Source organism: Acinetobacter sp. WCHAc010034, from assembly GCF_001696615.3.
Lineage (GTDB): Bacteria > Pseudomonadota > Gammaproteobacteria > Pseudomonadales > Moraxellaceae > Acinetobacter.
The window spans coordinates 2845202-2857128 of the sequence record NZ_CP032279.1 but is presented as its reverse complement, the minus strand read 5'-3'; the positions used below and the strand labels follow the sequence as shown (position 1 = coordinate 2857128).

Sequence of the window (11927 nt, the reverse complement as noted above, 5' to 3'; positions counted from 1 at the left end):
TTAAAGCGGGTTTTTTTCAATTCTAATCGGCATGCTTTTTAATGAGTTAATAACAACCCATAAATTATAAATTTTTAACTCGAATCCCCTCTTTGTAATATTAAGAGATACTTTTTGCGGATCACTCCTTAAAATAATATCCTCCATCATGGTTCCATAAATATTCTGTTTATTCTTAGGATAAATAGTTACACCATTATCTTGTCCAATCTCAATAATTAAATCAAATTTTCTAATTTGCTCATGATCCAAATCAATCTTCAATTCGATTTCATTAGTTTTCGGAACACCACCTAATAGTAAATTTAAATATTCATTTATTTTTTTAGGCTTTCCCTCAAAAAACAACTTCAATGCTTCATCATTCAAATAATCTTTAAAATATATAGACTTATCAAAAGCCTGTTTATCATAAAATGATAAACACTCTAATAACTTAAGATTAATAAGCCTTTCATTGGTAACAAAAGAGAACGGCATATGCTCTAAAAAACCAAATTTCTCAAGATAGGTTTTATATTCTGGAAAATTCTCATAGCAATTAATTACTAAGATTTGAAGAATTTTAGTTGAAACATTTGCTCTTAAAATATTGGAGTATGATTTTTTAAGTTTGAAGTCATCTTTGCTAATTTTTTCATCAATATTTTTAAAAATTTGATATAGAAGAATAAAATATTGAGAAATTTGAGCATTACTCAATATTTTCTGTCTTTTTTTATACAAACTTTCATCTAATGAATAACAAAATATTTTGGAATATACCTCATCTATAATCAAAATATGATCACTATTTTTTTCATATAGTGAATCTTCAATTTTTTTTAGGTGCTCCAATAACCCCCAAAAAATGGCATCAAATTGTTGTATGCGTAAAAGTTGATTACTATTATTTAACTCTTCTTTAGTAAAGTTTAAAGTTTTTCGTGTAAGTCTCCATGTTGCAAACAAAAGTAAGATACTAATAAATCCAATTATTGGGTTTAAAGTTCCACCAATAAAATCACCAAATGTCCCCCAGTCACCTATTTGACTATCTTGATTAACAATTTCTATTTTTAATGCTTCAGAGCCATTTTGATTAATATCTACAGGAGAATCTGATTCTTGGATGTCTTCTCTTAACTGTACTTCTCCATTATTTACTGAAAAATAATTCGCTAAATAGGGTGAGTACAACGCATTCCACACAATTATTATGACGCTAATAACTAAAGATAACCAAAATACTTTACAAACTCTTAACTTAAATTTTGTCTGTACATCAATCCAAGGACAAACTTTTTTTATTCCAACCAAAATATCATAAAAATAATTATTTTCAGCTTCAAACCACCAAATTATAAGTAAACCCAAAAAAACAACATATATAATGGTTACTTATACATAAATTCAAATAATTCTACATGAAAAATAAAGTAATCCAAACACATAACGTAGAAAAACATGACCATCAAAAAAGTATCGTCTATCACCAAGCTCGAAGACTTAGGACGCATTCAACTCTAAAAGTCCTTCTTTATGCGTGACTTTTAGAATCCCTCTCCTTTCGAAGCTTCACTTCTCACCTTTAGAAAAGGCAGGCTTTGTCATGTGATTAATTTAATACACGCTGTTACCTATCCCTTTTAAAGGACGAGCGTTATTACACGTAAGAAGGAGAGGAATTTTATTTTAATAAATGATTTATAATTCAAAAATCTTCCCCTCTTCTTTCCTAAAACTTAAATAAAGATGTTCTGGAATTTTCAGCACCAAATCATATCCACCATCAATAACGACTTCTAAACATTCATCACGAAATGAAGCTTCCGTGAAATCCTGGGCAGTTGTCACACAATGAAAATCAGCAAACTGTTCTATAGTGTCAACCTGATAATGAATATTCAGCAAAGCAAATATTTGATTGTTAAAGCTTACATTGTTATAGCCTTCATATAGCTCAATCACTTCATCAATTTCAGGATAAGTTCTTCTAAATATTTTCTCTGCTTGCTCAAGTATCAAATTTTTATCAGCATAATCTTGCTGAAAACGCTTATTTACTTTTGATAGATAGACTTCTAATAAATGCTCTTCATCTTTAGGAAAATCTACAAAAATAAGGGTACTATCTACTTGAAATTCCGCTCTCATCATTCCAGTAAGATTCTGTATTTCATAATGCCCCAACATATTTGAAATCGAAAAAGGAAATCCAACTGCCATCATTAAACTCATTTAAACCCCCTCTCCTTGCAAAGCTTCGCTTTTCACCTTTTAAAAAGGGAAACTTTGTCATGTGATTATTTGGATACGCGATATCCTCCTCCTGAGCAAATTTTAAAGCAGTGCTTTAAAACAAAGCGCAAGTGAGAAAATTCACACTACCTCATCACTCCCAACTTATTCCAAATCTCAGGCGTCAAAAAAGTCATCACCAATTTATTCAAATCCACATAACGCAGCACACCATTCAGCTGCTGCTTCACTTCCGGGTTCTTAATAATTTCTTCCCCCGTAATGCTGCCCAGCTCCTGAAAACTGTTGCCCACAGCCTGCAGGCCCTCCGCCTGAATCACCGCTTTAGTCTGCGCGGAACACTGCTCCACAAGGATGCGCTGCAGCACAGTGGCCAAATTTTTATCCAGTTCTGTTTTCTGAGCATCCGTCACCTGACTAAAACGCTTTAAGTCCGGATGCGTCGATAGCGCAGCAAAAGTCCATTGCAGCACCGCTGTTTTATCCGTGGCAGTCGTGGACTTGACTAAGCAATCACTCAGCTGGTCTACGGTCGGCCCAGCCGACGCAATTTGCGCTGCACCCAGCAACGCGGCTGCCACAAACACAGAACGGCTCAAAGAAGAAAATTTACGGCGGGCAGAAGCATAAACATGGCGTGGCATAAATAGAGTTCCAAATTGCAATCTGCTTCTTTGTATCACACCACCCATGCTATTACCTATAATGACTCTGTAAATTGCGCCAATCAAAACGGTTAAGGCTTCAGCCAAATGCGCTGCGCTTGAATCCTCTGCTCTGCTGCTTATTCCATTCCCGCATAATTCCATGCCGCAGGAATATCCGGCTGTGCAGGCGCTCGGTTTAAATCAATATTGAGGTTCCTGCTGCCCTGATAAGATTTTCCGCCCGAATCTGATGCTGGCGATACGCTCAAATTATAGCGGTAGCGGAATTGCCACAGCATCGGCTTGACGGGCCGGATATCCAGACTCAAGCGGTCTTCATCATGGCAATTGCCCTTTGCGCTTGCATAATCCTGTTCGGAAAAGCAGGCCCGGATCATCCGGTTCAAGCTGAAAGGGTAATTCTGAATAAACTGATGCGCAGTTCCAGCATCCTTCAGCTCATAAAAGCTGGCGCGCTCGATGCCCGCCCCGCCGCCCGAATACATTTCAGAAAAACTGTCAATCACAGCAACGGCATAGCGGTTCTGCGCCATTGGAAACAGCTTGGGAAAAATAAACTGCCCATTCGATGCGCCCTGCGCTTGATCAGAAATGTCCAGATGCCACTGCTGCGATAATTTAAAGCCCGCTGCAGATGCATTAAACTGGGCAATATCACCGCCAGCCAGCAGCCATAAGCTCTGATCCGCTGTTTTTAAGCTGCGCCATTTCTCAGGCTGCTGACACAGCGCTTTGAGCTGTTCACAAAGCTGATGCTGCTCGCTTTGGCCCAGCTGCGCTTTTTCAAACGCCAAAATCTGCAAAGGCGCGGCAAAAACTGCAGGCGTAAAGCAAGCATAGGCTGCTAAAACAGCTGAACGCAAGCCGATTTTCTTTTTAATCATTCTATTTTTCCTCAAGCATAGTTACCTGATTAAACAGCCATTTGCCGCTGCGTCTATCCAGCCTGATGCTCCAATGCCGGCTGCAGCTCAACCTTTACACATCGCTGCCCGCATGCGCAATACGCTCCCGCATCAAAAAGCACGCTCGCTTTAGATGCCGCCATAAAGTAAATCTATTCATAGGCTGTTTTAGGCCTATCCGACTAAAAGACCGCCAAAATTCTTAAAACTGCCATGCTGATGTGCTATGGTGAAATAAAATTCATATAAATCAAATCTAAACAGAGAGAAAAAACATGCCTAAACAAATCCTGATGCTGGTGGGCGACTATGCCGAAGACTACGAAACCATGGTGCCCTTTCAGTTCCTGACTGGCCTTGGCTATGCCGTGCATGCCGTCTGTCCGGATAAAAAAGCCGGCGACAGCATTGCCACCGCCATTCACGACTTTGAAGGCGAGCAGACCTACAGCGAAAAGCGCGGGCATAACTTCGCCATTAACCATGACTTCAGCGCGGTAAATACCGCTGATTATATCGGGCTGGTGATTCCGGGCGGGCGGGCGCCGGAATACCTGCGCATGAATGCGCGTGTCATTGAAATTGTCCGGGAGTTTGACGCAGCCCAGAAGCCAATTGCTTCGGTCTGCCACGGCGCGCAGCTTTTAGCGGCGGCGGACGTGCTGAAAGGCCGCCTCTGCTCGGCTTACCCAGCCTGCGCTGCCGAAGTGAAACTGGCCGGCGGGACTTATGCCGACATTGCTGTGACTGAAGCAGTCACCGATGGCCATCTGATCACCGCGCCGGCATGGCCTGCGCATCCGGCTTGGCTGGCGCAGTTTGTCAAAGCCTTGGGCGCAAGCATCAGCCTGTAACGCCGCTGCAAATATCACCATTCGAAGCTTCACGGCCGGCAAGGAAGCTTAATATGGTTCAGGCAATAGCCTTCAGCCGGCCAGCCCCAGTCTAAAAGGAATAACTGCCTATTTCATCTGCTTCAGCATATGCTTCGCCCCGGCATGATTATGATTGCCGGCCAAGTTTTGCAGAATCCGCTGCGCTTGCGCTTTAGGATTGGAAAAGCGGCTGCTGTAGCTGGGAATGCCGGTTAAGCAGCGCGCCGCCAGCATGCCGGATTCGGCATACACATTGGAAGCCGCTGACCCCGGCAAGCGCCCGTAATTGTAGGCGCGCTGCGCATTGTTGCAGGCTTCCACCTGATTCCTGCCGCTGTTGATATCACGGCGGGCCGCCACATAGTATTTCATCTGCTGCTGCTGCGGTGTATCGGCCAGCTGCACTGGCGGCTTGGCTGTTTCAGCCGCTGCCGGAAGCTCTTTTTTATCTTCTGCGCCTTTCAGCGCGGCCGGCTTGGCTGCAGGGCTTTTGGCTGCCGCCGCATTCGCCTTTTTCGGGGCAACGGCTGCCGGACTGCTGTTCCGGTAAAAGCGCTGGGCTTCGTCAGCATCCATAATTTGCGCCTGCAGACGCACGGCGCGCGCGTCCGCATATTGCGCAGACCGCATTTCAGCAATCGGCTCAATGGACACAATCCAGCGCTGGCCATTGCGCTGCTTGCACTGGTATGCGCCTATGCCCTGCGAGACATTGCTGCTGGACGCCAGCGCATTTCTAGCCCTGCCGTCCTTGACCAAGCCGAGTGAACTTTTATGCAGCAGGGAAAAACTGCCGCCTTTGGCATGGCAATACTGGCTCAGATATTTGCGCGGCAACAGGGATTCTGGGTCAGCGCCCTGATGCCGCGCGCCCCATGCATAGACATATTCTTTGGCCGCGCCGTCCGGCTGATTGAGATTTTTTTTAAGAATAAGCTCCTGCGCGGAAGCATAGCCCGCCATCGGGTCTGCGCTGAAATTCCCCATGCTGCTGCAGCCATGCAGGGCCGCGCCAAAGCTACCGATCATCAATAATTTTTTGAAGTTCACACGCATATTTCCGCTGCTGCCAAGTCAATCAACATAGCCGAAACTCACAGAAACATCAAATTTAACACATTGTTTTTAATAAGATTTTTAATTGAACCAGTCTGTGATTTCAAAGTAAAACTGCCAAACTCATAGGCATATTCCGCAATAACCTGAACCATTCAGCCTTTCCGCCTGCATGAAAAATCAATTCGACTTTTAGCGTAGAACAGCTACGGGCGGCTATTGCACAAATGGCGTCACAGGCTTTTCAGCACTGCGGCCGGGTAGCAAGCTGCGCGGTTCATATCTGCAGCCTCAAAAAAGCCCGCATCCTGCGGGCTGAGTGGCCTATTTATCCAAAGCCGATTCAAAGGCTTTTAAGCGCTTATAAATAGACAGCAGCTCAATAATGGTTGGCCAGGAAGCAATCAAATACTGGAAAGATTCACGCACTTTGCCAAAAACATTGATGATCTGCATCATCAGGCCCAGCGTAATCGCTCCGGCGGCAATGCTCGGGAACAGCACAAATAAGCCGTAAATATTGTCCAGCTGCATATACCAGATGCGCACCAGATTGAAATAGGCATAGTGGAAATACAGGCGGAAATAGTTGAAGCGCACCTTGCCGAACAGCTCCTGCAAGGTCAGCGGATCTGCGCGCTCAGGATTATCTTCGCCATATACCAGCTCTTTGCGGTAAGCGGCTTCAACCATCTGGTTATTGAATTCCAAACCAGGGAGCTTATAGCCTACCAGCATCAGCACTGCAGTTCCCAGCACCGCCCAGGAAATCGCGGCCCAGACCAAAGCATGCGGGATTGCGCCGACAATCGGCAGCTGCTGGACATGCGAAGACAGCGAAAACAGCACTGGCAAAAACGCCAGCAGCGTCATCATCGCTTCCACCAGGCTGACGCCCAGCCCTTCCATCGTGCGCGCGAAACGCATGGTGTCTTCCTGAATACGCTGCGACGCGCCCTCAATCTGGCGCAGCTGACCCCAGTTCCGGGTGTAATAGTCATTCATTGCCGTGCGCCAGCGGAAGACATAATGGCTGACAAAAAACAGATTGAAAACCGCTGCCGTCACATACACCATCGCAATGTACAGAAAGGTCATGATGCCTGCATACAGCTGGCCGACATCGCCGCCGCCCGTGCTGAGCATCTTTTGAATCAGGTCATAAAACGGGTTGTACCATGCATTTACCACCACGCTGACCTGCACGCCAAACCAGATGTTGAATAAAATGAATGCAGAGCCCCAGACCGACCAGCCCTGCCAGGGATTATTGGATTTCGCCCGCCAGCACAGAGCGAAAGCTGCAGCCGAGATGCCGAACCACAGATAAAACCATAAAAATGCCGGCGACCAGAAACGGCTGACGCCTATCGGCAGTTCCACAGCGTCATAGCCTTGCGGGAAGCCCAGAAACGTTCCCCAGCCGCTGCCGCCGCTGTACCAAAGCGCAATATTAACAGCGAACCAGAGTAGCAGCGATCCAAAGAACCATTTTGGATTTGGAAAGAAAGATTTAAACATGCGGCTGAGGCGTCCTTTATGTTTGCCTTTGGGGAATATATGCCGATCATAAAACCGGAACCTTAATTTTTCTTTTAAAATTTGCAATTTTTTCAGATATTTTGTTCAGTTTTTCTGCATCGCGCCTTCCATCTTAGCTGTTTCGGCAGCGCCATGCCGCTCCAATGCAAAATAAAGGATGACTCTGCAGGGCAAATTTGCCCATGCTTGGCGCCGGCCGGCTGCGCACAAGGGAAATGCGCGGTTCAGCATGCAGCGCCACAGCAATTCATTTTAAATAAATTCATCAGCCTTGAAGATGGAGAGCAGCTGCCCTGCATAGCAGCATAAAGCTGTGCAAAATCAGAAATTAAAATTAAATCTCGCGCAATTTTTCACTGTAATTAAGCATTAATTGCTGCGCATTTTTCTTATTTTGTTTGACACAATTTACATAAAATATTTAAAAAATAACAAATTATGCTATGATCATAAAACAATCAAAACAATTTTAAGGGGGAGAATAAAAATGGAAAACCATGTTATTGAGCTGCTTAAGCCCATCACATTGAAAAAAGAAAACTGCAGCCCGCTGATTTTTGAAACCGGCACCCTGCTTAAAGTGCTTATGCACGCGCCCGGCGGCTTATTGGTCCGCGATGATGAAAACTTTAACTTCCTGATCTCCCTGAAAGACAAAAACACGCTATGGCGTGAAATCTAAAGTCTTCTCAAACTGCGCAAGGCGTGTTTCCGCACTGTTAGCCGCCTGCATGCTAAACGCGGATAAGCCGTGCAGGGCCTGAACTGGCTCACTTCGGCCTTGCATCCCGCATTCTTCTTGCCAAATGGCGCCGGCCAAGCAGCCGGCGCCGCGGTTTTTTGCCTATTGAATATTCGCATTGACAGGGTTTGCGGGCTAAACTCTTTAATATGGCTGCGCATTCGCCGGCTGAATTTCCAAATCTCCAGCGCGCTGCCCTCAAGGGAGTAACCGTGATGACCGCCAAAGTACAGCCGAAAAACAGAAAAGTGCTGACACGCTCTGAAAATATGGCGGCCATCCACTCCAAGAATACCAAGCCTGAACTGCAGATCCGCAAGGCGCTGCATCGCCTGGGCTTCCGCTACCGCCTGCATAATAAAGACCTGCCCGGCAAGCCGGATATTGTGCTGAAAAAATACAATACGGTTATTTTTGTGCATGGCTGCTTTTGGCATCAGCATGACTGCAAGTATTTCCACTGGCCGAAAAGCAATCTGGATTACTGGCAGCCCAAAATTTTAAAAAATGTAGAGCGCGATACCGCGCATACCCTGAGGCTGCTGAAGCAGCACTGGAAGGTCTGCATCTGGTGGGAATGCGCCACCCGCAATGCGCAGGATTTTGACTGGACTCTGGCGCGCTTTCAGGAATGGATTCAAGACGCAGATAATATGTATTTGGAGCTTTGAATTTTCTTGCATCAGCAGATCACTTCTTGTTCTGCCTTAAGCTCGCCTTGGCTGTTTTCCTAAACGGTAGCCGGCTGCGCAAAGAAGCCGCGCTTCTCCATCAGCTCCCGCTTTAAATTCGGCTGTGCTGCAGTTTTATCCGGCACAGGCTTCAGCTCTTTCTATTCTCTGGCTTTCGCCTGCAGTATTGCTGCAAAAGCTTTTTATACGGCCCGCAGCAATGGCCAGATTGATTTCACATGGCTGCAGGCTCCTGCCAGCGCTTAGCTGTTTTGCTTAATGCCATACTCCGCCATAAAGTCTTGATGCGTCTTACGCTCAGCGCAGGCATAAAGCAGAGGCTCGACCTCGCGCATCGTTGCCAAGCAGCGTTCAGTCAGCTGAATATACTGCCCAGTCCCCTGACGCTTCCATGCTATTTCTTTATCGTCTAAAGCGCGAATAACGCGTGCCGGACTGCCCAGCGCTAAGGAGTTTGCTGGAATCTGCGCTTTGGCTTTGACGGTGCTGTTGGCGCCGATAATTGTATTTTCGCCAATATCCGATTCATCCAAGATCACGCTGTTCATGCCAATCAGCACGTTTTTGCGGATGCGGCAGCCATGCAGAATGGCGCCATGGCCAATATGGCCAAACTCTTCAACTACGGTGACATAGTTAGGAAAGCCATGAATGATGCAGGAGTCCTGCACATTGGCATTTTTATGAATATGAATGCCGCCGAAATCCGCACGCAGCGCCGCGAAAGGGCCGATATAGGCCCCATCCTCAATAATCACATCGCCAATCAGTACAGCTGTCGGATGAACATAAGCTTTGGGGCTGACGACAGGAATCACCCCATCAATAGCATAACACGGCATCGTTTATTCCTTTAAACTTTCAATATCGGCCTTAAAGGCATTTAATAGCTGGCTTCTTCCTGCTTGAGTCCGCCAAAGCGCTTGTAGAATTGCGGATGCGCCGGCGGCATAGAGCCTTCAGACGTTCTTGCTGTTTCCATAAAGAACTCTTCACCGGCGGCCACTACAGTTTGATAGAGGTTGCTGCTTAAATTTCTGGCATTCAGTGACAGCCAATTGGACGGCAGCAGCTCAAATGGCAAATTCGGATCTTTCAGCAAAATACGGCGGTACTGATGAATCAGCAAAATGCGGATTTGAAACGCCTGCACCGGATCCAGCTCGGCTTCATTTTCCACTGAATTGAAAAATTCCCTGAAATCGCTGATGAATTTTTCATAGCGCTGGTGCAGTTCAGCCACAGGCCAATTGCTTTCCACCATGCGCTTGACAGTCGGATAGGACTCCTGCCACAGCTGCAGCGCTTCAGCTTTGAAAATCACCACTTGATCGGTCATTTTTAAATTCAGCAATAAATTCTGCAGTTTCAGGTGGTCGCAGCCCGGATACGCCATGACATTGGCGGCAATATTGGCAAAACCCAGCCATTCCAGCTCTTTTTTCAAAACCGCTTTATTTTCCAGCTCCACTGAACTCAGCAGCACCAAGTCCCACTTCTGATCCCATTCCTGATGGTTGAAGCTGTAAATTTTCTGATCCGCCATAATGAAGCGCTGGCGGCTGCTTTCAGTAACACGGTAATAGCTGGTACGGCCAATTTTCTCTGACACCAGCCAGCCATTTTGCACCAGGCGGAATACCGCGGTACGGACTGAGCGCTCATTAAAGCCAAACACATCCATCAGCTGAATCAGGCTGGCCAGACTGATGATGCCGCCGCGGTGAAAAATGCAGTCACCAAATACGGTCATAATCAGCGATGTGCCGCTTAACGCTTCATTATTAATGAACTCATCAATAACTTGTTTTAATTTTGGATTCATTTCGCTTCACAGTTACCTTGTAATACGCGGATGATCATTCAATTGAATCATTATCCGTTCATGCTTATGCCGATTTGCGGATATCAAATACCCGCTGCGCCTTGCCTTCTGAACGCGGCAGGCTGCCTTCCGGCAGAATTTCCACACAGACAGAAAGGCCCACCATGGTTTTAATTTGGCTTTTCAGCTGCGCCGCCAGCTGAGCAGCCAAAGCCTGACTGATATCTTTACGCATTTCGGCCTGAATATGCAATGTATCTAAATGGCCTTGTTTGCAAATCTGGATCTGATAATTCGGCAGCAGCTGCGGAATATGCAGAATCTGCTCTTCAATTTGCGACGGGAACACATTTACGCCGCGGATGATCATCATATCGTCGCTGCGCCCGACAATTTTATCCATGCGGCGCATGGTGCGCGCAGTTCCCGGCAGCAGGCGGGTTAAATCGCGGGTACGGTAGCGGATGACCGGCATGCCTTCTTTGGTAATCGTAGTAAAGACCAGCTCGCCCAGCTCACCGTCCGCCAGCACTTCACCGGTTTCCGGATGAATGATTTCAGGATAGAAATGATCTTCCCAAATGGTTGGGCCGTCTTTGCTTTCAAGGCATTCCATGGCCACGCCCGGCCCCATCACTTCAGATAAGCCATAAATATCCAGCGCATCAATGCCTAAACGCTCTTCAATTTCCTTGCGCATTTCATTGGTCCACGGCTCTGCACCGAATACGCCGGTTTTAATCGAACAGTTTTTCGCTGTGCCGAATTTTTTCTCCAAAGCTTCAATAATGTTTAAGCAGTACGATGGCGTAACCATAATTGCCGTTGGCTTAAAGTCATGAATCAGCTGCGCTTGACGTTCAGTTTGGCCTCCCGACATTGGAATTACGGTTGCGCCTAAGCGCTCCACGCCATAATGCGCGCCTAAACCGCCGGTAAATAAGCCATAGCCATAAGATACTTGAATAGTATCTTTATTGCTTAAGCCGGCGGCGCGCAGTGAGCGCGCCACCACATCTGACCAGACATTAATGTCATTTTGCGTATAGCCCACAACCGTCGGCTGGCCCGTCGTGCCTGAAGATGCATGCACCCGTACAATCTGCTCTTGCGGCACAGCAAACATGCCGAATGGGTAATTATCGCGCAGGTCCTGCTTGGTGGTGAATGGAAACTTCGCCAAGTCCTCTAAAGATTTGAAATCATCAGGGTGCACGCCTGCTTCGTCAAACTTCTTTTTATACACCGGGCTGTTCTGATAAGCATGCTGCAGCGTTCTCTTCATGCGTTCCAGCTGCACACTGCGGAGCTCATCGGTTGAAACCGTCTCAATTTTTTCCATAGCATTTTTATTCATATTCTTCCTCCTGAAGCAGCCATC

The 11927-nt window shown here is 46.3% G+C and carries 12 protein-coding genes; 3 read left to right on the top strand and 9 right to left on the bottom strand.

Translation table 11 applies throughout. The features are described from left to right. The 4 genes from BEN74_RS15345 to BEN74_RS15330 form a co-directional block, all read right to left on the bottom strand. Complete coding sequence (locus tag BEN74_RS15345) at window positions 1-1356, bottom strand: putative phage abortive infection protein (RefSeq protein ID WP_162898201.1); 1356 nt, start codon at window positions 1354-1356, stop codon at window positions 1-3. 330 nt (window positions 1357-1686) lie between these two features. Next, window positions 1687-2220: a hypothetical protein gene (locus BEN74_RS15340; RefSeq protein ID WP_068911839.1), complete on the bottom strand. Its 534-nt coding sequence runs from the start codon at window positions 2218-2220 to the stop codon at window positions 1687-1689. 146 nt (window positions 2221-2366) lie between these two features. Continuing rightward, complete coding sequence (locus BEN74_RS15335; RefSeq protein ID WP_068911837.1) at window positions 2367-2885, bottom strand: hypothetical protein; 519 nt, start codon at window positions 2883-2885, stop codon at window positions 2367-2369. Between the two features lie 140 nt (window positions 2886-3025). After that, window positions 3026-3793: a hypothetical protein gene (locus BEN74_RS15330; RefSeq protein ID WP_068911834.1), complete on the bottom strand. Its 768-nt coding sequence runs from the start codon at window positions 3791-3793 to the stop codon at window positions 3026-3028. A gap of 296 nt (window positions 3794-4089) precedes the next feature. Here BEN74_RS15330 and BEN74_RS15325 point away from each other — a divergent pair, with 296 nt between their 5' ends. Continuing rightward, the gene (locus BEN74_RS15325; RefSeq protein WP_068911832.1) at window positions 4090-4668 is read left to right on the top strand and encodes a DJ-1/PfpI family protein; all 579 of its coding nucleotides are present in this window, start codon (window positions 4090-4092) and stop codon (window positions 4666-4668) included. 108 nt (window positions 4669-4776) lie between these two features. Here the strand turns inward: BEN74_RS15325 and BEN74_RS15320 are convergent, their stop codons facing one another. Together BEN74_RS15320 and sbmA are read right to left on the bottom strand one after the other, a co-directional pair. Then, window positions 4777-5739 (bottom strand): hypothetical protein, encoded by a 963-nt coding sequence (locus tag BEN74_RS15320; RefSeq protein ID WP_416240778.1) that lies wholly within the window; start codon window positions 5737-5739, stop codon window positions 4777-4779. A 330-nt stretch (window positions 5740-6069) separates the two neighbouring features. After that, entirely contained in the window at window positions 6070-7266 is a 1197-nt protein-coding gene (gene sbmA, locus BEN74_RS15315) for a peptide antibiotic transporter SbmA (RefSeq protein ID WP_068911827.1), read from the bottom strand. A 508-nt stretch (window positions 7267-7774) separates the two neighbouring features. On the opposite strand from sbmA, the gene BEN74_RS15310 reads away from it, so the two are divergent. Continuing rightward, on the top strand, window positions 7775-7969 hold the full coding sequence (locus BEN74_RS15310; protein ID WP_068912014.1) for a hypothetical protein: 195 nt from the start codon (window positions 7775-7777) through the stop codon (window positions 7967-7969). Between the two features lie 275 nt (window positions 7970-8244). Beyond that, window positions 8245-8700, top strand: coding sequence for a very short patch repair endonuclease (locus tag BEN74_RS15305; protein ID WP_068912012.1), 456 nt, complete (start codon window positions 8245-8247; stop codon window positions 8698-8700). A 263-nt stretch (window positions 8701-8963) separates the two neighbouring features. Here the strand turns inward: BEN74_RS15305 and BEN74_RS15300 are convergent, their stop codons facing one another. The 3 genes from BEN74_RS15300 to paaK all read right to left on the bottom strand — a co-directional run bounded on the left by BEN74_RS15300 (window position 8964) and on the right by paaK (window position 11903). Continuing rightward, window positions 8964-9563 carry a transferase hexapeptide repeat family protein gene (locus BEN74_RS15300; RefSeq protein ID WP_068911825.1) on the bottom strand — a complete coding sequence of 200 codons (600 nt, stop codon included), beginning with the start codon at window positions 9561-9563 and terminating at the stop codon, window positions 8964-8966. Between the two features lie 41 nt (window positions 9564-9604). Next, entirely contained in the window at window positions 9605-10546 is a 942-nt protein-coding gene (paaX, locus tag BEN74_RS15295) for a phenylacetic acid degradation operon negative regulatory protein PaaX (RefSeq protein WP_068911822.1), read from the bottom strand. A gap of 64 nt (window positions 10547-10610) precedes the next feature. Next, window positions 10611-11903, bottom strand: a complete 1293-nt coding sequence (gene paaK, locus BEN74_RS15290; RefSeq protein WP_068911820.1) for a phenylacetate--CoA ligase PaaK — start codon at window positions 11901-11903, stop codon at window positions 10611-10613. Between the last annotated feature and the right edge of the window lie 24 nt (window positions 11904-11927).